The following is a 19,229-nucleotide window of genomic DNA, read 5'->3' as shown; positions in this document are numbered from 1 at the left end:
TCAGGGCAGGAACAGGCAGCGGACCGGGCCACTGGGGCCCGGTCCGCGGTTCCGTCCAGCGGCGCTCAGCGCCGCCCTTCTCCTGTGCTACTCGGCGCCGACGACGAGGAGGAGGTCCCCGCCCTGCACCTGCTCGACACCGCCGACGACGACGCGAGCCACCTTGCCGGCGACCGGAGTGGTGATCGAGGCCTCCATCTTCATGGCCTCGATCGTCGCGACGGAATCGCCGGCCTGGACGATGTCGCCTTCCTTCGCCGTCACCGTCACTGCGCCGGCGAACGGCGCGGCCACGTGGCCCGGGTTGGTCGAGTCCGCCTTCTCGGCCTGTTTGACGTTGCTCTGGACGGAGCGGTCGCGCACCGCGACGGGCCGCGACTGACCGTTGAGCGTGGCGATGACCGTGCGGAAGCCCTTCTCGTCCGGCTCGGAGATGGCCTCGAGCTGGGCGATGAGGCGCACCCCCTTCTCGAGCTCGATCACGTGCTCGCGGCCGCGCTGCAGCCCGTAGAGGTAGTCGCGCGTGTCGAGGACGGCGAGGTTGCCGTACGCTTCACGGTTCGACAGGTATTCCTTGGTCGGGCCGGGGAACAGCAGCCGGTTGAGCGTTGCCCGGCGCGAGGCCGAGTCGCCTGCGAGGGCCGCGGAGTCCTGCTCGCTGAGGGTCTCCTCGCGCACCTTCACCGTGCGGCCCTGGAGCGCCTTCGTGCGGAACGGCTCGGGCCAGCCCCCGGGCGGGTCGCCGAGCTCGCCGCCGAGGAACCCGATGACGGAATCCGGGATGTCGTACTTCTGCGGGTTCTCGCGGAAGTCCTCCGGGTCCGCGCCGAGGCCCACGAGGTGGAGGGCGAGGTCGCCCACGACCTTGGAGGACGGCGTGACCTTCACCAGCCGGCCCAGGATCTTGTCCGCAGCCGAGTACATGTCCTCGATGGCCTCGAAGCGCTCGGCCAGGCCGAGGGCCATGGCCTGCTGGCGGAGGTTCGAGAGCTGGCCGCCGGGGATCTCGTGCTGGTACACCCGGCCCGTCGGGCCCGGGAGCCCGGACTCGAACGGGGCGTACACGCGGCGCACGGCCTCCCAGTACGGCTCGAGAGCGTCGACGTTGGCGAGCGAGATGCCCGTGTCGCGCGGCGTGTGCGCGAGGGCCGCCACGAGCGCCGAGGCCGAGGGCTGGCTCGTCGTGCCGGCGAGCGGCGCCGAGGCGACGTCGACGGCGTCGACTCCTGCCTCGACCGCCGCGAGCAGCGTGGCGAGCTGGCCGCCGGCCGTGTCGTGCGTGTGCAGGTGGACCGGCAGGTCGAACCGCTCGCGCAGGGCGGTCACAAGCTTCGCGGCAGCGGCCGGGCGCAGGAGCCCGGCCATGTCCTTGATCGCGATGATGTGCGCGCCGGCGTCGACGATCTTCTGCGCGAGGTCGAGGTAGTACTCGAGCGTGTACAGGTCCTCGGCCGGGTCGAGCAGGTCGCCCGTGTAGCACAGGACGACCTCGGCCACCGCGGTCCCGGTCTCGCGCACAGCCTTGATCGCCGGGGCCATCTGGTTCACGTCGTTGAGCGCGTCGAAGATCCTGAAGATGTCGATGCCGCTCGCGGCGGCCTCCTTGACGAAGGCGACCGTGACCTCCTCGGGGTACGGGGTGTACCCGACCGTGTTGCGCCCGCGCAGGAGCATCTGGATGCAGATGTTCGGGATCGCGGCGCGCAGCGAGGCGAGGCGCTGCCAAGGGTCCTCTCCGAGGAAGCGGAGCGCGACGTCGTAGGTCGCACCGCCCCAGGCCTCGACCGACAGGAGCTGCGGGGTGAGCACCGAGACGGCCGGGCCTGCAGCCACCAGGTCACGGGTGCGGACGCGGGTGGCCAGGAGCGACTGGTGGGCGTCGCGGAACGTCGTGTCGGTGACGGCGACGGCGTTCTGCTCGCGCAGCGCCTTGGCGAAGCCCTCAGGGCCGAGCTCGAGGAGCCGCTGCCGGGAGCCGGCCGGCGCCTCGGACAGGTTCACCTTGGGGAGCTTGTCCCGCGGGTCGGTGAGGACGCGGGCCTCGCCGTTGGGCTTGTTGACGGTGACGTCCGCGAGCCAGGTGAGCAGCTTGGTGCCGCGGTCCGCGGAGGAACGCGCCTTCAGCAGCTCCGGGCGCTCGTCGATGAACGACGTCGCGACGTTGCCGGCCACGAAGTCGTCGTCGTCGAGGACCGCCTGGAGGAACGGGATGTTCGTGGAGACGCCGCGGATGCGGAACTCTGCCAGGGCGCGGCGGGCGCGCTTGACGGCGGTGGCGTAGTCACGGCCGCGGCAGGTGAGCTTGACGAGCATCGAGTCGAAGTGCGGGCTGATCTCGGCGCCCTGGTAGATCGTGCCGCCGTCGAGGCGCACGCCGGCCCCGCCCGCGGAGCGGTAGCCGGTGATCTTGCCGACGTCGGGGCGGAAGCCGTTGGCCGGGTCCTCGGTCGTGATGCGGCACTGGAGGGCGGCGCCCTTGAGGTGGATCTTGTCCTGGGTCAGCCCGAGGTCCTCGAGCGTCTCCCCGGACGCGATGCGGAGCTGCGCCTGGACGAGGTCGACGTCGGTGACTTCCTCGGTGACGGTGTGCTCGACCTGGATGCGCGGGTTCATCTCGATGAACACGTGCTGGCCCGCCCGCTCGCCCACGGTGTCGACGAGGAACTCGACCGTGCCCGCGTTGACGTAGCCGAGGGCCTTGGCGAACTTGATGGCGTCCGCGTAGAGCGCCTGGCGGATCGACTCGTCCAGCTGGGGTGCGGGGGCGATCTCGATGACCTTCTGGTGGCGGCGCTGGAGCGAGCAGTCGCGCTCGAACAGGTGCACCACGTTGCCCTCGGCGTCGGCCAGCACCTGCACCTCGATGTGCCGCGGGCGCAGGACGGCCTGCTCCAGGAACACCGTCGGGTCGCCGAATGCGGCGTCGGCCTCACGCATCGCCGCGTTGAGCGATTCGGGCAGGGCCTCCCGCGTGTCGACGCGGCGCATGCCTCGGCCGCCGCCGCCCGCGACGGCCTTGACGAAGATCGGGAAGCCGATCTCGTCGGCCTCCTTCAGCAGTTCCTCGGCGTCCGAGCTCGGCTTCGAGGACCGCAGCACCGGGATGCCGGCCTTGCGGGCCGCCTCCAGAGCATGGACCTTGTGGCCGGCGAGCTCGAGGACCTCAGCCGGCGGGCCGACGAACGTGATGCCAGCGCCCTCGGCTGCACGGGCGAGCTCGGGGTTCTCCGAGAGGAAGCCGTAGCCGGGGTAGATGGCGTCCGCGCCTGCCTCCTTGGCCACGCGGACGATCTCGTTGACATCGAGGTACGCACGGACTGGATGGCCTTCCTCACCGATGAGGTAGGCCTCGTCCGCCTTCTGGCGGTGGATGGAGTTGCGGTCCTCGTGGGGGAATACCGCAACTGTCTTGGCACCGAGCTCGTAGCCGGCACGGAACGCGCGGATGGCGATTTCACCGCGGTTCGCTACCAGAATTTTGGAGAACATGGGACTCCTGTTGTCGCAACGCAGGACTGGTCTAGGTGGTGCCTAGTGTCTATGCGGTCAAAGTATCAGGACAACGTTCTGTGCCCTGAATCACGCTACGTCATATCTCATGGTGTGGGACGGCCCGAAAGCCCGGAGTGGTCCCACTAAGATGATGGGGAGTCGGCGAGCGAAAAGGTAGTGGATCCTCCAGTGCAAGTAGTCAGCATCAGCAGCCTCAAGGGCGGAGTCGGGAAGACCTCGGTGACGACAGGGCTCGCCTCGGCGGCCCTCGCAGCCGGCATCCCCACCCTCGTGGTGGATCTGGACCCGCATGCTGATGCCTCCACCGCGCTGGGAGTCGCGGCCGACGGCAAGCTCGAGATCGGCAGGATGCTGAAGTCGCCGCGGAGGGCCTTCCTCGAGGACAACGTGGTCCCCAGCGCCTGGGTCCGGCGCGCGGCCGCCCTGGCCGGCCGCCAGAACCGCGTGCTCGACGTCGCGTACGGCGGCTCGCTCAGCTCCGTCTACGACCGTCCCGACCTCGGGCGCAGGGACCTGCGCCGGCTCGACATGGTGCTGAACGGAGTCGAGGGCTACGGACTGGTCCTCGTGGACTGCCCGCCGTCGCTCAACGGCCTGACCCGCATGGCGTGGTCGGCGAGCAACCGCGTGCTCCTCGTCGCCGAGCCCGGCCTGTTCTCGGTCGCCGGGACGGAGCGCACCCTGCGCGCGATCCAGGTCTTCAAACAGGAGTACGCGCCGCGGCTCTCGCCGGCCGGGATCGTCGCCAACCGCGTGCGCCCATCCTCCACTGAGCACGGCTACCGGCTCGAGGAGATGAGGCAGATGTTCGGGCCGCTGCTCCTGAGCCCGCATGTCCCCGAGCTCGCCAACTGGCAGCAGATCCAGGGGGCCGCCCACGCCGTCCACCACTGGCCGGGGGAAGCGGCGCGCGGCACGGCGGCCATCTACGACGAGCTCCTCACCTCGATCCTCTCCCCCGGCCGGGAACTCCGCCCGCGGGCGGCGATGCGCTAGTCTCCACGGGGCGCGCACGGGCCTGTTGCCCCCACACGTACGACGCCGAAGGGTCACCTCCTGCGGGAGGCGACCCTTCGGCGTCGTGCGTCGGAGCGTTGGTTCAGCCGGTCTTGCGCGCCGCGCGGCGCTTGCTCAGTTCATCACCGGGAAACGTCTGGTCGGCAGCGTGCTCACTCGGAAGTTCCGCGAGGCTCCCCTCGACCTCACGCCACACGCGGCCCACGGCGATGCCGAAGACGCCCTGGCCGCCCTGGACCAGATCGATGACCTCGTCGGCGGAGGTGCATTCGTAGACCGAGGCGCCATCGCTCATGAGCGTGATCTGCGCGAGGTCCTCGACGCCCCGCTCCCGCAGGTGGCCGACGGCGGAGCGGATCTGCTGGAGCGACACGCCAGTGTCGAGGAGGCGCTTGACCACCTTGAGGACGAGGATGTCGCGGAAGCCGTACAGCCGCTGGGAGCCGCTCCCCGCGGCCCCACGGACGGTCGGCTCGACGAGACCCGTGCGGGCCCAGTAGTCCAGCTGCCGGTAGGTGATGCCGGCCGCCTTGCATGCCGTGGGGCCGCGGTAGCCCGCCTCTTCGTCAAGCTCGGGCAGGTCATCGTCGAAGAGGAGACCCTGCGTGCCAACCGGCACGTCCGCGCCCGGGGCGTGTATCTGCCCGAGCTCTCCGTGCTCTCCCTTGGGACTCACAAAACCCTCCTTCACGGCTCCCCTGGGGAATCGCCACACCGAGGGGATCGTCATAAGCGCACTACTGTAATTACAGTCGGAGTGCAGTCTCCAGTGTCGCCTCTGGCCGCCCGGGATGCAATGGGAACCTGTCTCTACCGACGTTAGAACTGCGCCGGGGCGAAAGCAAAGACATCTGGCTCACGGGCGGGGGCGTGTCGGGGCCTCCGCCCCGGGGAGGGAGCGGAGGGGGGTCATTCGTCGAAGTCCTCCGGCTCGACATCGGCGAGGAACTCGCGGAAGCGGCGCAGCTCACTCTCCTCCTCAACGGTCGGTGCGGCCTCTTCGGTTCCCTCCTCGCTGCCCTCGGCGAGCTGGACCCCCGCCTCCTCGAGGACAGCGTCGGCGCACCAGATCCTGCAGTTCACCCGGAGCGCGACGGCGAGGGCGTCGGAGGCGCGGGACTCGATGGTCGTCCCGTCGTCGAACCCGAGCTGGGCGTAGAAGACGCTGTCCTCGACCGCGACGATCGTCGCACTGACCACCTGCCGGCCGAGCCCGTGGACCACGTTGACGAGGAGGTCATGCGTCAACGGGCGCGGGGGGACGACGTGCTGCTGCGCGAGGGCGATGGCGCTGGCCTCCGCCGTGCCGATCCAGATGGGCAGATGGCGTTCCCCGTGGGCTTCCTTCAGGAGCACGAGGGGCTGGTTGGAGGGGAGCTCGATGCGCACTCCCACGACTTCGACTTCGATCATCAGCCATCCATCCTCGTGATGAGACCGTGCACGAGGGCGCGGTGCAGGGTGAGGAACACTTCGCTGAGCTCGCGGGCCTCCTCGGCCGCCCTCGCCCGCGCATCGGTGTCCCGGCGCGAGGCCATCGGAGCCACGACACGCTCGATGAGTCCCACCTCGCGCTCAGCCGAGGCCTGGAACGGCCGCAGGTGGCGCGGCTCGAGACCGTGGTCCTCGAGCGCGACGCACGCGCGGGCCACCTGGAGCGCGTGCTCGTCGAAGCGGCCGTCGGCCGACTCCACGAGGCCATAGCTGACCATCGCCTCGACGAGGGCGACGCTGGCCCCTGACTCTGCCCGCAGCTGTGCCTCGGACAGGGAGCGCGGACGCGTCGTGCTCAGGTGCGCGGAGAGCTCCTCCGAGACCGCACGCGGCGCCACGCTCACCCCCGGGGGCAGGCCCTCGGGCCGTTCGCCGCGGTCGATCGCATCGAGGTAGTCCTTGATGACCTTCAGCGGGAGGTACTGGTCCCGCTGGAGCGCCAGCACGAAGCGCAGCCGTTCGACATCGCCCTGGCTGTACTGCCGGTACCCGGCGGGCGTGCGGTGCGGGGCGATGAGCCCCTTGTCCTCGAGGAAGCGGATCTTGGACGCCGTCATCGACGGGAACTCCTCCGCCAGGGTGGCCAGGACCTCGCCGATGTTGAGGGCGCCCGAGCTCCTCCGCTCGGTCTGCGCAGCTGCCATGCTCCGCCCCCTTAGGCGGTTGGCCGCACCGGGTTCTGTGCGGGGCTGAGATAGAACGTGAGCCGGAACTTGCCGATCTGCACTTCCGACCCGTTGCGCAGCGTCACCTGGTCGACACGGTCATGGTTGACGTAGGTCCCGTTGAGGCTGCCGGCGTCCACGACCTCGAACCCGCGCCCGACCCTCCGGAACTCCGCATGGCGGCGGGACACCGTGACGTCGTCGAGGAAGATGTCCGCGTCCGGGTGGCGCCCCACCGTCGTGACATCGGAGTCGAGGAGGAACCGGGCGCCGGAGTTGGGGCCGCTGTGGGCAACGAGGAGAGCGGAGCCGAAGGGCAGTGCCGCAACAGCACCTGCCTCCTCGGAGCTCAGCGCAGGCGCCATCGTCGGCTCCCCCGAGATGGGTGGAAGCTGGATCGACGTCGTCTCGTTCGCCGCTTCCTGTCGCTGCGTTGCCTCGTCGGCGCCGATGTCTCGACGCTCGTCGCTCACCATCGGTTCCTCCTCGCTCGTCCCGGATTCAGAAAACTACCCTACCTGCTGTTCGTACTGGGCGGCACTGAGCAGCTTGTCGGTCTCGGAGTCGTCCGAAAGCTGCACCTCGATGAGCCAGCCCTCGCCGTAGGGATCCGAGTTCACGAGGGCGGGATCGCCGTCGAGCGCCTCGTTGCGGGCCACGACCTTGCCGGAGACGGGGGCGTAGATGTCGCTCACGCTCTTGGTCGACTCGACCTCGCCCACGACGGCGTTGGCGCTCACCTCGGTGCCCACCTCGGGCATCTGGACGTAGACCACGTCCCCGAGGGCGTCCTGGGCGAAGTCGGTGATGCCGATGCGCACCACCCCGTCGCCGGGTTCCATGGAGATCCACTCGTGCTCGGCGGTGTACGACAGCTCAGAGGGGACGTTGCTCATGAGGAGCCCTTTCGTCGGCGTCGGGCCCCGCTGCCGGAGCCCCTGGGTGCGGTGTCGCTGAAAGTATAGGCACAGTGTTCCCCTGCCCCGTGGCGTTTTGCTGCCACCATGGAGGGGTCCCCCACCGCCGGGCACCAGGAGGCACCGTGCCGGAACTCCCCGAGGTCACAGCACTGGCAGCAGCGCTCGACGAGCGCCTCGCCGGGTCGGTGATCGAACACGTCTCCATCGGCTCCGTCAACGCCCTCAAGACGGCCGACCCGCCGTACGCCTCACTCCTCGGCCGGCGTGTCGAGGGCGTGGCGCGGCGGGGCAAGCTCCTCGTCGTGCTCACCGCGCCCGGCCCGGGCGCCGCAGGCGGCGTGGCGGACGACGCCGGCCCGGTCGCCGTCGTCGTGCATCTTTCCCTCAGCGGGTGGGTGCGCGTGCTGGACCACCTTCCCGAGCCGACGATGCCGCGGGGCAAGGGGTACATCGCGGCGCGCTTCGGGTTCGTCCGGGACACCGGTGCCGGGCGCGAGGAGACGGGAATCGAGCTGACCGAGGCGGGCACGTGGAAGCGGCTCGCCGTGTACATCGTCCGGCGGCTCGAAGACGTGCTGGCGGTCGCCGAGCTCGGCCCGGAGCCGCTCGAGGACACCTTCACCTTCGAGGCCTTCCGGAAGATCCTGGCCTCGCACAAGCAGCAGATCAAGGGCCTCCTGCGCAGCCAGAAGGCCATTGCGGGGATCGGCAACGCCTACAGCGACGAGATCCTGCACGCGGCCAGGCTGTCACCATTCGCGATCGCCTCCACGCTGGACGATGCCACCGCGGAACGCCTCTACGAGGCGCTCCGCCGGGTCCTCTCCGACGCGGTCGACGACGCGATGGGACACGCGCCCGAGGAGCTCAAGGACGAGAAGCGGCGGACCATGCGGGTGCACCGCCGCGCCGGAGAGCCCTGTCCCGTGTGCGGTGACACCATCCTCGAGGTCTCCTTCTCGGACTCCGCGCTCCAGTACTGTCCGACCTGCCAGACGGGCGGCAAGCCGCTGGCGGACCGGCGGACCTCCAAGTTCCTCAAATAGCAGCGTCGGGCACCGCCGGGCGCATGTCCCCTGTGGAGACGAACCGCTCGTGCCACGAGAGCGCCTCGCCGAGCAGGTGTGGCGTGTGCTTGCCGTAGCTGTCCCGGAGCGCACGCTCGAAGTAGTCCTCGAGGGCGGGGCGGTACTCCGGGTGGGCGCACCGTGCGATCACTGCGCGTGCACGCTGCTTGGGTGCGAGGCCGCGCAGGTCGGCGAGGCCCTGCTCGGTGATGAGGATCATCGTGTCGTGCTCGGTGTGGTCCACGTGGCTGGCCATCGGCACGATCGCCGAGATCTTCCCGCCCTTCGCCGTCGACGGGGACATGAACACGCTCAGGAAGCCGTTGCGCGCGAAGTCGCCCGAGCCGCCGATCCCATTCATCACGGCGCTCCCCGCGACGTGGGTCGAGTTGACGTTGCCGTAGATGTCCGCCTCGATCATGCCGTTCAGCGCGATGCACCCCAGCCGCCGGACCACCTCCGGGTGGTTGGAGATCTCCTGCGTGCGCAGGAGGATGCGCTCGCGGTAGAGGTCGACGTTGGCGGTGAAGTCGGCGACGCCGTCCTCACTGAGGGAGAACGACGTGGCGGACGCGAACTCGATCGTGCCGTCCTTGATCAGGCCGAGCATTCCGTCCTGGATGACCTCGGTGTAGGCGCTCAGGCCCCGGTAGCCGCCCTCGGCGAGGCCGGCGAGGACCGCGTTGGCGATGTTGCCCACCCCGGACTGGAGGGGCAGGAGTCGCTCGCCGAGCTGACCGCGGCGGACCTCATGGTCGAAGAAGTCCAGAAGGTGCGCCGCGATGGCGCGGGAAGCCTCGTCGGGGGCGCTGAAGCCTGAGAGCCGGTCCGGGGCGTCGGTCTCGACGACGGCGACGACCTTCTCCGGGTCGACCCGGAGGTACGGCTCGCCGATCCGGTCGCTGGGGGCGAGGATCGGGACCGGACGGCGGTTCGGCGGCAGGGCCGTGCCGTAGTAGACGTCGTGCATGCCCTCCATGGCGGCCGGCTGGCGGGAGTTGACCTCGAGGATCACCCTGCTGGCCATGTCGAGCCAGGTCTTGTTGTTGCCCACCGAGGAGGACGGGATGAGCCGTCCGTCCTCGAGGATGCCGACCACCTCGACGACGGCGACATCCACGTCGCCGTAGAAGCCGAACCACGTGTGCTGGGCGACGTGGCTCAGGTGGATGTCCATGTAGTCCAGCTCGCCGTCGTTGATCCGCTTCCGCAGCGCCGGGTCGGACATGTACGGAAGCCGAAGCTCCATGCCGTCCGCCCTGGCGAGCACGCCGTCGAGCTCCGGGGCCGTCGACGCGCCGGTGAGGACCTTGATCTTGAACTGCTCCCCGGCCGAGTGCGCCGCCTCCATGTGGGCCGCGAGCGCCTGGGGCACGGCCTTCGGGTAGCCGGCGCCCGTGAAGCCACTCATCGCCACGGTCATGCCGGGCCTGATCAGGGCCGCCGCCTGCTCCGGACTCATTCTCTTCTGCAGCATCCCGGCGTGGCGGATTCGCTCGTGCACCTGATCCCTTTCCTCTGGCCGGGCTGCCCTGCCCGTGCCGGAGATCACTCTATTCCTCTTGGCCGGCGCACGCTGTGACCCGTGCCATGGACGGATGCCACAGCTCGCCGTCCCGCGCCGTTCCGCCCGGCCCCGCCGGGATCTACGGTTGAGGCATGGGTGCGATTCCAGCTCCGCTCGTGGCCGGCCAGCCAGCCGCCGCGCATCGGCCGACGACGCCAACGGAGGACCTCATCACGCTGGCCGCCGGCGTGTGGCTCCTCGCCGGGACCTACCTGGACGGCTGGGCGCACAACAACCTGCACGACCTCGAGACGTTCTTCACCCCCTGGCACGCTGTGCTCTATTCGGGCTTCGCGGCGTGCGCCGTCTGGATCGGGCTCCTGGTCTGGCGACGGCGCGCGCCGGGCGCCCCCTGGCCGGACGCGGTGCCCGCCGAGTACGGGGCGGCGACGCTCGGCGTGGGCCTCTTCCTCGTCTCCGGGGCTGCCGACTTCGGCTGGCACTCGGAGTTCGGGATCGAACAGGGGATCTCGGCGCTCTTCAGCCCCTCCCATCTGGGGCTCGCGACCGGCGGTTTCCTCATCCTCGGCGCACCCTTCGCCGCCGCGTCCCAGAACCCTGAGGCGACGTCCGTGGGGAGGCTCGCACCCGCCGTCGTGAGCGCCATGCTCTGCGGCATGGTGGCCGCGTTCATCCTGCAGCAGTTCGCCGTGTACGCGCGGCAGGGGCTCGTCCAGACCTACTCGGGGCCGCCCGGGTCCCGGCAGGTGTCGTCGCCCCCGGCCTCGTCGAGCATCATCGTCGCGCAGGGTTCCTTCCTCGTCTCCACCGCGACGCTGTTCGTCCCGCACCTGCTCCTTGCCTCCCGCTGGCGCATCCCGGCGTGGCTGGCCGCAGCCTTGGCCTTCGTTCCGTCAGTGGCGCTCCAGGCAATGGTGGCATTCCGCGATCCAGGGCTCGTGGCCGCGGCCGCGGTGGGCGCCGCGCTCGTCGGCGCTGTCTGGGCGGCCGCAGGCCCGAGGCCCGGGCTCTGGGGCCGGCTCATGATGGCCCTGGCCTTCGCCCCGCTCCTCTTCTGGGGAACCTACTTCGCGTCGGTCGCGATGCGCGACGGCAGGCTGACGTTCTCGACGGAGGTCTGGAGCGGGATCATCGTCTGGACGGGCCTCGAGATGCTCGCGCTCGTGGCCCTCGTCAGGATCGCGCAGGCTTCCCCACGGAATCCAGGAACGCCAGCACCCTCTCGGTGAGGAGGGCCGCCTGCTCGGGCCGGAAGCTCGGCAGGGTCGGCTCCGCGAAGTAGTGCTGGTCGCCCGGGTAGAGGAAGAGCTCGCCGGAGTCGGCCTGCGAGACGAGATCCCGCGCCGCCTCGAGATCCCCCTCCTCCATGAAGACCGGGTCATGGTCCATGGCGTGGACCTGCACGGGAACGCCCTTCGGCCACGCGCTTCCGAACTCGGTGAGCGGCAGGCACGAGTAGAAGAAGAGCGCCCCGGCTGCGCCCGGGCGGGTCTGGGCGAGCTTCTGCGCCGGGAGGACGCCGAGGGAGAATCCGGCGTAGACGAGATTCTCAGGCATGGACGACGCCGCCCGCTCCCCCCGGGCGATGAGCTCGCCGATGCCGATGGACTGGGCGTGCGCGACCCCCTCCTCCACGGTGGCGAATGTCCTGCCGTCGAACAGGTCAGGCGTGGTGACCGTGTGGCCGTTGCGGAGGAGCGTCTCGGCGAACGATGCGATGCCGGACGTGAGGCCGAGCGCGTGGTGGAACAGGAGGACGTCTGCCATCCCGCCACGCTATCGGGCACGCAGGCGTCCGGCCAGAGGCGAGGGGAAGCCTCAGTCCACCGGATCGCCCTGGACGGGGCCGTCCGTGTTCGGCTTCCAGCCGAGTTCGGGAGCGACGTGCTTCGCGAACGATTCAAGGATGTGGAGGTTGTAGTCGACCCCGAGCTGGTTCGGGACCGTGAGCATGACGGTGTCAGCAGCCATCACGGCGGAGTCCGCTCTGAGCTGCTCGATGAGGTCGTCCGGCTCTGCGGCGTAGGTCTTGCCGAACGTCGACTGGAACCCGTCGATCACCCCGATCTGGTCGGCGTCAGTGCGCATGCCGAAGTACATGGCGTCCTTCGAGTTCACGATCGGGAAGATGCTGCGGCTCACCGAGACGCGCGGCGGCCGGGTGTGGCCTGCCGCCTTGTACGCCGCCCGGTACGCGTCGATCTGCTCTCGCTGGAGTTCGTGGAACGGCACACCCGTGGCCTCCGTGAGGAGGGTCGAGCTCATCATGTTCAGTCCCAGCTTCCCGGTCCACTCGGCGGTGGTGCGGGTGCCGCTCCCCCACCAGATGCGGTCGCGGAGGCCGGGCGAGTGCGGCTCGACCGGCAGAAGGGTCCCGGCCGGCGCCTGGCGCGGATCGGCACGGGCGATGCCCTCCCCGTCGATGGCCTTGAGGAACAGCTCGAAGTGCCGCCGTGCGAGGTCGGCGCCGCGCTCGTCCGTCGATCCGGTGTAGCCGAACGCCTCGTAGCCGCGGAGGGCGGGCTCGGGCGACCCTCGGCTCACGCCCATCGCGATCCGCCCGGCGCTGATGATGTCGAGCGCCGCGAGCTCCTCGGCCAGGTAGAGGGGGTTCTCGTACCGCATGTCGATGACTCCGGTACCGACCTCGATGTGCTTCGTCCTGGCTGCGATCGCGGACAGCAGCGGGACCGGCGCCGCCTGCTGCGGGGCGAAGTGGTGGACGCGGAAGTAGGCGCCGTTCACGCCCAGCTCGTCTGCGCCGACTCCGAGGTCGAGGGCCTGACGGATCATGTCCGCCGCCCCCCGGGTCTCGGATCCGCGGAACGCGCCGTAGTGGCCGAAGGAGAGGAAACCGAACGCTTTCACGTGAAACCTCAACCTTTCTCGGACGGCGTCTATTCCTCGACGAGACCCGCCGAAGGTCAGCGTGGCCCGGGCACTGCCCGGGCCACGCTGCCGGAGGGGTTCTGTCAGACGGTCTGGGCCTTCTTGGCTCCCAGGACGCCGGCGAAGAACTCCCCGAGCTCGTCCGTGGCTGAGAGCGGCAGGACGTTGGCCACGTACTGGTCCGGGCGCACCACCACGACCACGCCCTCGCGGTCGATCCCGCGCTCCTCGAAGATGTCCTCGTCCTTGAGGGTGCCGAAGACGTTCTCGAGGTCGTTGAGCTGGAACGGGCCCACCTGCGGCTTGAACACCGCCGGGACATCGTTGAGGTCGAACGAGCGGTGGTCGGCCTGGTACACCACCTTGACGTCGAACCACGCGTTGCGGTCGAGGCCCTCGGGGGTCGCGGCCACCGGCGAGGCGGGGTCGGCGGCAAGCCAGTCGGCGAACTTCACGAGCATCGAATCCTCGGCACCGGGCTTGGCGGAGTCGGCGAAGACGTAGATGCGCCAGCGCCCGTCCGCGGCCGCGAGGTGGCCGAGGTGCAGCGGGTTCGTGTCGGAGATGCGCACGGCCTTGGCCGACTTGAAGCGCTTGCCGATGGGGAAGCCGGTGGCGAGCGCCTGGTGCTTCGCCTCGCCCACGATCATCGAGTGCGTGTACTCGGTCATGAACCCTGCGGGGAACTCCGCGGTGCGCACGTAGAAGTCCGCGAGCTCCTGGGGGTTCTCGAACTCCTCGGGCTTCTTGGCCATCATGGAGGACCAGGTGCGGTCGAAGTCGATGAGGTTCTGGGCGATGACCTGGCGCTCGGCGGTGTAGGTCGAGAGGAGGCTCTCGGGACTGCGGCCTTCGAGGACGTGGCCCAGCTTCCAGCCGATGTTGAAGCCGTCCTGCATCGACACGTTCATGCCCTGCCCGGCCTTGGCGCTGTGCGTGTGGCAGGCGTCGCCGGTGATGAAGACCCGCGGAGTGCGGGTGCCGGCCAGCTCGGTGGGGACGTCGTCGAAGCGGTGGGTCACGCGGTGGCCCACCTCGTAGACGCTGTTCCACGCGACGCTCTTCACGTCCACGGAGTACGGGTGGAGGATCCTGTTGGCCTTCTCGATGATGGTCTCGAGCGGGGTCTGGCGGATCTTGCCGTGGTCGTCGTCCGGCACCACGCCGAGGTCCACGTACATCCGGAACAGGTAGCCGCCCTCGCGCGGGATGTGGAGGATGCTGCCGCCGTCGTGGGACTGGATGGCGCACTTGGTGCGGATGTCCGGGAAATCCGTGTTCGCAAGGACGTCCATGACGCCCCACGCGTGGTTGGCACGGTCGCCGCTCATCTCGCAGCCGATCGAGTCTCGCACCTTGCTGCGCGCGCCGTCGGAGCCGACGACGTACTTGGCGCTGATGGATCGCTCCTGGCCCTGGTTGTCGGGACCGGAGCCGACGATCCGCACGGTCACCGGGTACTCGCCCTCGCCGATCTCGAGGCCGAGGAACTCCCAGCCGTAGTCGGGGGTCATCCGGGTCGGGGAGTTCTTCATGACCTCGGCGAAGTAGTCCAGGACGCGGGCCTGGTTGACGATCAGGTGAGGGAACTCGCTGATGCCCATTTCGTCGTCGACCGCGCGGGAGGTGCGGACGATGTTCTGTGGGTTCTCGGGGTCCGGGCTCCAGAAGTTCATCTCGGTGATGTGGTACGCCTCGGCGATGATCTCCGGGGCGAAGCCGAACGCCTGGAACGTCTCGACGCTGCGGGCCTGGATGCCGTCGGCCTGGCCGATCTCAAGGCGGCCGGGGCGGCGCTCGATGATGCGCGTGGTCACGTCCGGGAACTGCGAGAGCTGGGCCGCGGTGATCATGCCCGCGGGACCGGTGCCGATGATCAGGACGTCGACCTGGTCCGGAAGCTCCTCGGGGCGGTTGAGGCCGACGCCGGCGGCGGGCTGGACTTTGGGGTCCGTGGAGACATAGCCGTGATGGTGGAACTGCACGGTCTTCCTCACTTCTCTGTGGGGGTGGCGATGTGCCGCCGGTTGCTGATGTGTTCGATATTAGAAACGCACGTTCGCATATCGCTCAATCGATAGTAAGCTGGCTCACGGCTGGGTTTCAAGCCGCGGCCATCGCGGAGGCCGCGCCGCGGGAGCAGCACCTGCCGCAGGAGGGCGGGTGGGTGGGTCAGTCGTCGGAGAGCAGGGCCAGCTCCTCCCCGACGGCGCTGACGAGGCGGGCGGCGTCGGGCAGCGCCTGGGCGTCGGCGGTGACGGCGACGGTCAGGGCCCCGGCGTAGCTGATCATCGCCGCTGTGGCGCGGACGTCGAGCGCCACCGGGACCCATGGGATGACGGCGAGGACGCGGCGGCCGGCCAGGTACTGGGTCTGACCGGGGCCGCGGAGGTTGGTCGCGGCGACGTTGACCCTGCCCTGCCGGGCCCGGCCGTAGGCGGTGCCGGCACGGGCCAGCAGCGGGGCGGGGAGGTGGTCTGCCATGGCCACGAACGCGGCCGTCGCCTCGGCCACCCCCCGGGCCTTCTGCTCGGCGGTCCGCGCCGTGACGGCGGCAAGCCGGGCCGCAGGGTCGGCGAGCTGGACGGGCAGCTCGACGAACATCGCCGAGGTCAGATTGCGCACCGCTCCCGGCCGGCGTCGGTCAGGGCCTGCAACGGGCACGATGGTCCGGAGCACCACCGTCCGGAGGTCCACTCCCCGGTCCAGCAGGAATCGCCGAAAAAGGCGCCGGCCAAGGCTGCGAGGAAGACGTCGTTCACGGTGCAGCCCGCGGCGCGTGCGCGCCGCTGGACGGCGGCGAGGTCGGCAGTCGCCCATCCCCACAGCCTCTCGGCGCCCAGCGGGCCGTTCAGGACGGACGGGGGAAGGTCTGGGCAGATGACCTGGGCCAGTCCGAATCGGACGGCCCGCAGCTTCTGCAGCGCAGCGCCGGGGGCCAGAAGCGAGCGCACGGCGAGCCGGAGCGTCCGCAGCGCAAGGCCGGGCGCCCAGATGGGGAGGTCGACGGCGAGCTGGACCGTCGACGGCTTCGGCCGAGGCTGGGCGGCCGGGGCAGCAGCGGGGACCCGGCCGGCGCCGTCGGCCAGGAGCGCCTGCACGAGGCCCACGCCGGACCGGCCGTCGACCATGGTGTGGTGGGCCTTGGCCACCACAGCCCATCGCCCGCCCGCGAGTCCGTCGACCTGCCAGACTTCCCAGAGCGGGCGGCGCGGGTCGAGCCGGGGGGCCATGAGACGCGCCGCCGCGGCGCGGAGCTGGTCGTCCGAGCCGGGCTCGTCGAGGCGGGAGTGGTGCACATGGTCGGAGGCGTCGAATCCTTCTTCGTCGACCCAGATCGGACGTCCGAGCCCGAGGGGCATCTGCAGGACACGCCGGCCCAGGATCGGCACGGAGGCGACCCGCTCCGCGACGTGGTGCCGGAACTGCTCCGGGCTCGGGGCTGGTCCTTCGAGGATGAGCACGGCGCCCACGTGCAGCGACTGGACTCCAGTCTCCAGGCGCAGGAACAGAGAGTCGAGGGCGCTGAGCCGATCGCGTGACCTCGGCATCCGCCCTCCCGCCCCTCCACGGAACCGTCCCCGGAGGCCAGCTGCTTGACCTCCGCGAGCGGCGTCGTGGGGCCGGCGTCGTCGCCCCCGGCGTCGGCCCGTTCGGGATGCCTCTCCTCGAGGCTCCTCCGCACAGTCAAGCTCAGCGGTGTGCTGCAGGCTAGGGACCAACGGCCCGGTCCGCGGTGGGGGACGCCAAAAGCCCCGGCGAGACATCGTCTCGCCGGGGCTTGTTCGTCGGGCTGACAGGATTTGAACCTGCGACCCCTTGACCCCCAGTCAAGTGCGCTACCAAGCTGCGCTACAGCCCGAACATCGCACGCCCAACACGATCACTTTCGCTCTCGCGCCCGGCCAAGCAACCGCTCCAGCATATCCGACGAGGGCGGATCGCGCGAATCGGCCGAAGGTCCGCGTGGCTCCTTGACGAGGGCCCATCCGGCCAGTCATCGCCCCGTGCTCAGGCGTCCGTCGGCGGCGTCGGACGGCGCAACGCGCCCACCTGGGACATGAGCGCGAAGCGTTCGGGCACGCCCCATGACGGGCACGGAGTGGGTGCCCCTGGACGTCATGCGAACCCACAGGGTGTCCCCGTCGAGGACGTGGTCATCGATCGTGCAGGCGACGTCGAGGATCATGGCCGCACGCCGCGCACCACCGCGTCGTTGCCCGTGGCGAAGCCCTCCATGATGAGGCGCGTGAAGACTGCGAGTGGATCCACTCGGACATTCTGCGCCGGTCAGAGGCTGGCGAGTAGGGCCCGCGCCGACTCGACGTACCGCGCCTCGATCCCCGGCCCCCCGAGAGCGGCCTGGACGGCGAAGCCCTGGATCAGTCCCATGACAGCAGGGGCGAGGTGTCGCGCCTCGGAGGCTGCGGCGTCGGCCGCCCGGCCCCGCGAGGCGGCGAGCCACGCCGTCAGATAGTGCTCGATGTGCGCGCGGATCTGGGCGATGATGTCCCGGGCAATGGCGCCCAACTCGTCGTTGCGCACTGCCTCTCCCCATACCTGGACGGCGACCCCCGGGAAGAAGGCGGTGCTGGCCAGACCGCTCATGAGCGCGGTGACGGCCTCGGCGGGAGGGGGAACGGGGTCGTGGCCGCCGAGCTGCTCGAGCGCGGTCATCCGCTCGCCGAAGACCCTGCGGCCGACGTCGACGACGAGCTCCTCTTTGGAGCGGTAGTACACGTACACCGCGCCGGCAGAGAGACCAGCCTCGGCGATGATGTCCGCCATCGACACGTTCGAGAAGCCCTTGTCCGCGACGCAGGCGAGGGCCGCAGCCTGGATCCGCTCGCGCATGGCCGCGCGGTGCTCCTCGCTCACTTTCGGCATGAGGCCACGGTACCGCAAAGAAAACGAATGATCATTCTTGACCCATCCCTGCGCGCGAGGACAATAGAGAACAGGCATTCGTTTTAGCGAGAGGGACGATCATGTCTACCGGAACGCTCACCCCAGCACCCGCCCCTGCGCATCGGGACGGCCCCGCCCGCGGCGCCCACACACCATGGGGGCACGCCCTCCGCACGGCGGTCCTCGCGGCCATCGCAGTGTGCATCGTGCTCCTGGCCTTCGCATGGCCCAGCGTCACGGCAAAGGTCCAGAACCTGCCCGTCGCTGCGGTCGGCACGCCGGAGCAGGTCGCGCAGGTCGCGTCCAAGGCGCCCGCGGGCGCACTCGACGTGCGGACAGCGGCGGGCCGCGACGAGGCGGTGGAGCTCATCCGGACGAAGGAGGCCTACGGAGCAATCATCCTCGGGAACGCGCCCGAGGTACTCATCGCGAGCGCGGCGAGCCCAGCCGCCGCGCAGGCCCTGACCCAGGTGGGCCAGCAGATGCAGTCCCAGATCCAGGCGCAGGCCATCGCCAGGCTGCAGGAGGCCCTCGTCCAGGCTGCGCAGCACGCGGCGCAGGGCCCCGGGCCAGCGGCCCAGCAGAGCCCGGCCCCCCAGCAGGCGCCGGCGACGCCCACGGTGACGGTGACCGACGTCGCGCCCCTCTCCCCCGACGACCCGCGCGGCACCGGGCTCGCCGTCGCCGGCCTGCCGCTCGCCATGGGCGGGATGATCGGCGGCGTGCTCATCTCGCTGCTCGTCTCCGGGACGTGGCGCCGGCTCGGTGCGATCGCCGCCTACGGCGTCCTGGCAGGGCTGAGTCTGGCGGGGATCCTGCAGGGCTGGTTCCACATCCTCCAGGGGAGCTTCTGGGCCAACGCGGGGGCGATAGGCCTCGGCGTCGTCGCCACTGCGGCGATCATCGTGGGCCTCAACGCGCTCCTGGGCCGGGCAGGCATCGCCCTCGGCGCGGTCCTCACGCTCTTCGTCGGCAATCCCCTCTCGTCGCTCGCCCAGCCCAAGGAGTTCCTGCCGGCGCCGTGGGGCGATGTCGGGCAGTGGCTCGTCCCCGGCGCGTCGGGCACGCTCCTGCGCGACCTCTCCTACTTCCCGGAGGCCTCGGCGCTGTTCCCATGGCTCGTCTTGGTCGGCTGGGCCGTGGTCGGCGCTGTGCTCATCGCCGTCGGGCACTTCCGCAACGAGCCCGCGGTCGCCGAGGTGTAGCGTGCCGCGCGTCCCGGGCGCCC

General features: G+C 70.2%; 17 protein-coding genes and 1 tRNA gene. 4 read left to right on the top strand and 14 right to left on the bottom strand.

The annotated features are described in order from the left end of the window. Positions 1 to 87: 87 nt before the first annotated feature. On the bottom strand, positions 88 to 3,489 hold the full coding sequence (locus ACQ5BE_RS00310) for a pyruvate carboxylase (RefSeq protein ID WP_430294993.1): 3,402 nt from the start codon (positions 3,487 to 3,489) through the stop codon (positions 88 to 90). A gap of 192 nt (positions 3,490 to 3,681) precedes the next feature. On the opposite strand from ACQ5BE_RS00310, the gene ACQ5BE_RS00305 reads away from it, so the two are divergent. Beyond that, complete coding sequence (locus tag ACQ5BE_RS00305; protein WP_430294992.1) at positions 3,682 to 4,509, top strand: ParA family protein; 828 nt, start codon at positions 3,682 to 3,684, stop codon at positions 4,507 to 4,509. A 103-nt stretch (positions 4,510 to 4,612) separates the two neighbouring features. Here the strand turns inward: ACQ5BE_RS00305 and ACQ5BE_RS00300 are convergent, their stop codons facing one another. From ACQ5BE_RS00300 to gcvH, 5 genes are all read right to left on the bottom strand, one after another. Beyond that, complete coding sequence (locus tag ACQ5BE_RS00300) at positions 4,613 to 5,206, bottom strand: MerR family transcriptional regulator (RefSeq protein WP_208712325.1); 594 nt, start codon at positions 5,204 to 5,206, stop codon at positions 4,613 to 4,615. A gap of 233 nt (positions 5,207 to 5,439) precedes the next feature. Further along, a complete protein-coding gene (locus tag ACQ5BE_RS00295) occupies positions 5,440 to 5,943 on the bottom strand; it encodes a bifunctional nuclease family protein (RefSeq protein ID WP_208712324.1) in 504 nt (167 codons plus the stop codon). Beyond that, positions 5,943 to 6,668 carry a MerR family transcriptional regulator gene (locus tag ACQ5BE_RS00290; RefSeq protein WP_413250660.1) on the bottom strand — a complete coding sequence of 242 codons (726 nt, stop codon included), beginning with the start codon at positions 6,666 to 6,668 and terminating at the stop codon, positions 5,943 to 5,945. Before ACQ5BE_RS00290 ends, ACQ5BE_RS00295 begins: the two co-directional genes overlap by 1 nt. Before the next feature lie 11 nt (positions 6,669 to 6,679). Next, entirely contained in the window at positions 6,680 to 7,165 is a 486-nt protein-coding gene (locus tag ACQ5BE_RS00285) for an FHA domain-containing protein (RefSeq protein WP_208712322.1), read from the bottom strand. Between the two features lie 33 nt (positions 7,166 to 7,198). Then, complete coding sequence (gene gcvH, locus ACQ5BE_RS00280) at positions 7,199 to 7,585, bottom strand: glycine cleavage system protein GcvH (protein ID WP_208712321.1); 387 nt, start codon at positions 7,583 to 7,585, stop codon at positions 7,199 to 7,201. A gap of 146 nt (positions 7,586 to 7,731) precedes the next feature. On the opposite strand from gcvH, the gene ACQ5BE_RS00275 reads away from it, so the two are divergent. Next, positions 7,732 to 8,655: an Fpg/Nei family DNA glycosylase gene (locus tag ACQ5BE_RS00275; protein WP_430294991.1), complete on the top strand. Its 924-nt coding sequence runs from the start codon at positions 7,732 to 7,734 to the stop codon at positions 8,653 to 8,655. Here ACQ5BE_RS00275 and ACQ5BE_RS00270 read toward each other — a convergent pair. Continuing rightward, positions 8,648 to 10,180, bottom strand: a complete 1,533-nt coding sequence (locus tag ACQ5BE_RS00270; RefSeq protein ID WP_430294990.1) for an acetyl-CoA hydrolase/transferase family protein — start codon at positions 10,178 to 10,180, stop codon at positions 8,648 to 8,650. The two genes, ACQ5BE_RS00275 and ACQ5BE_RS00270, sit on opposite strands and share 8 nt — an antisense overlap. Before the next feature lie 155 nt (positions 10,181 to 10,335). Between ACQ5BE_RS00270 and ACQ5BE_RS00265 the strand changes: the two genes are divergently transcribed. Then, the gene (locus ACQ5BE_RS00265; protein ID WP_430294989.1) at positions 10,336 to 11,433 is read left to right on the top strand and encodes a hypothetical protein; all 1,098 of its coding nucleotides are present in this window, start codon (positions 10,336 to 10,338) and stop codon (positions 11,431 to 11,433) included. Here the strand turns inward: ACQ5BE_RS00265 and ACQ5BE_RS00260 are convergent. The 7 genes from ACQ5BE_RS00260 to ACQ5BE_RS00230 all read right to left on the bottom strand — a co-directional run bounded on the left by ACQ5BE_RS00260 (position 11,378) and on the right by ACQ5BE_RS00230 (position 17,980). Continuing rightward, positions 11,378 to 11,971, bottom strand: a complete 594-nt coding sequence (locus ACQ5BE_RS00260; protein ID WP_430294988.1) for a dienelactone hydrolase family protein — start codon at positions 11,969 to 11,971, stop codon at positions 11,378 to 11,380. The two genes, ACQ5BE_RS00265 and ACQ5BE_RS00260, sit on opposite strands and share 56 nt — an antisense overlap. A 51-nt stretch (positions 11,972 to 12,022) precedes the next feature. After that, positions 12,023 to 13,072, bottom strand: a complete 1,050-nt coding sequence (locus ACQ5BE_RS00255) for an LLM class flavin-dependent oxidoreductase (protein ID WP_430294987.1) — start codon at positions 13,070 to 13,072, stop codon at positions 12,023 to 12,025. 104 nt (positions 13,073 to 13,176) lie between these two features. After that, positions 13,177 to 15,078, bottom strand: coding sequence for an FAD-binding monooxygenase (locus tag ACQ5BE_RS00250; RefSeq protein WP_430294986.1), 1,902 nt, complete (start codon positions 15,076 to 15,078; stop codon positions 13,177 to 13,179). Between the two features lie 187 nt (positions 15,079 to 15,265). Beyond that, complete coding sequence (locus tag ACQ5BE_RS00245) at positions 15,266 to 15,718, bottom strand: WS/DGAT domain-containing protein (RefSeq protein ID WP_430294985.1); 453 nt, start codon at positions 15,716 to 15,718, stop codon at positions 15,266 to 15,268. Further along, positions 15,706 to 16,644 carry a wax ester/triacylglycerol synthase domain-containing protein gene (locus ACQ5BE_RS00240; RefSeq protein WP_430294984.1) on the bottom strand — a complete coding sequence of 313 codons (939 nt, stop codon included), beginning with the start codon at positions 16,642 to 16,644 and terminating at the stop codon, positions 15,706 to 15,708. Before ACQ5BE_RS00240 ends, ACQ5BE_RS00245 begins: the two co-directional genes overlap by 13 nt. Positions 16,645 to 16,881: 237 nt before the next feature. After that, positions 16,882 to 16,955 (bottom strand) — tRNA-Pro (locus ACQ5BE_RS00235). Between the two features lie 428 nt (positions 16,956 to 17,383). Further along, positions 17,384 to 17,980, bottom strand: a complete 597-nt coding sequence (locus ACQ5BE_RS00230; RefSeq protein ID WP_430294983.1) for a TetR/AcrR family transcriptional regulator — start codon at positions 17,978 to 17,980, stop codon at positions 17,384 to 17,386. A 101-nt stretch (positions 17,981 to 18,081) separates the two neighbouring features. Between ACQ5BE_RS00230 and ACQ5BE_RS00225 the strand changes: the two genes are divergently transcribed. Continuing rightward, positions 18,082 to 19,206 carry an ABC transporter permease gene (locus tag ACQ5BE_RS00225; protein WP_430294982.1) on the top strand — a complete coding sequence of 375 codons (1,125 nt, stop codon included), beginning with the start codon at positions 18,082 to 18,084 and terminating at the stop codon, positions 19,204 to 19,206. Positions 19,207 to 19,229 lie beyond the last annotated feature (23 nt).

Source organism: Sinomonas sp. B1-1 (genome assembly GCF_050474465.1).
GTDB classification, from domain to species: Bacteria; Actinomycetota; Actinomycetes; order Actinomycetales; family Micrococcaceae; genus Sinomonas; species Sinomonas flava.
This window is presented reverse-complemented; position numbering and strand designations above follow the sequence as displayed.

Excerpts from the sequence above, each read along its gene's own strand:
- ACQ5BE_RS00310 (WP_430294993.1), bottom strand. The coding sequence starts at position 3,489 with ATGTTCTCCAAAATTCTGGTAGCGAACCGCGGTGAAATCGCCATCCGC.
- ACQ5BE_RS00295 (WP_208712324.1), bottom strand. The coding sequence starts at position 5,943 with ATGATCGAAGTCGAAGTCGTGGGAGTGCGCATCGAGCTCCCCTCCAAC.
- ACQ5BE_RS00290 (WP_413250660.1), bottom strand. The coding sequence starts at position 6,668 with ATGGCAGCTGCGCAGACCGAGCGGAGGAGCTCGGGCGCCCTCAACATC.
- ACQ5BE_RS00285 (WP_208712322.1), bottom strand. The coding sequence starts at position 7,165 with ATGGTGAGCGACGAGCGTCGAGACATCGGCGCCGACGAGGCAACGCAG.
- gcvH (WP_208712321.1), bottom strand. The coding sequence starts at position 7,585 with ATGAGCAACGTCCCCTCTGAGCTGTCGTACACCGCCGAGCACGAGTGG.
- ACQ5BE_RS00265 (WP_430294989.1), top strand. The coding sequence starts at position 10,336 with ATGGGTGCGATTCCAGCTCCGCTCGTGGCCGGCCAGCCAGCCGCCGCG.
- ACQ5BE_RS00260 (WP_430294988.1), bottom strand. The coding sequence starts at position 11,971 with ATGGCAGACGTCCTCCTGTTCCACCACGCGCTCGGCCTCACGTCCGGC.
- ACQ5BE_RS00240 (WP_430294984.1), bottom strand. The coding sequence starts at position 16,644 with ATGCCGAGGTCACGCGATCGGCTCAGCGCCCTCGACTCTCTGTTCCTG.
- ACQ5BE_RS00230 (WP_430294983.1), bottom strand. The coding sequence starts at position 17,980 with ATGCCGAAAGTGAGCGAGGAGCACCGCGCGGCCATGCGCGAGCGGATC.
- ACQ5BE_RS00225 (WP_430294982.1), top strand. The coding sequence starts at position 18,082 with ATGTCTACCGGAACGCTCACCCCAGCACCCGCCCCTGCGCATCGGGAC.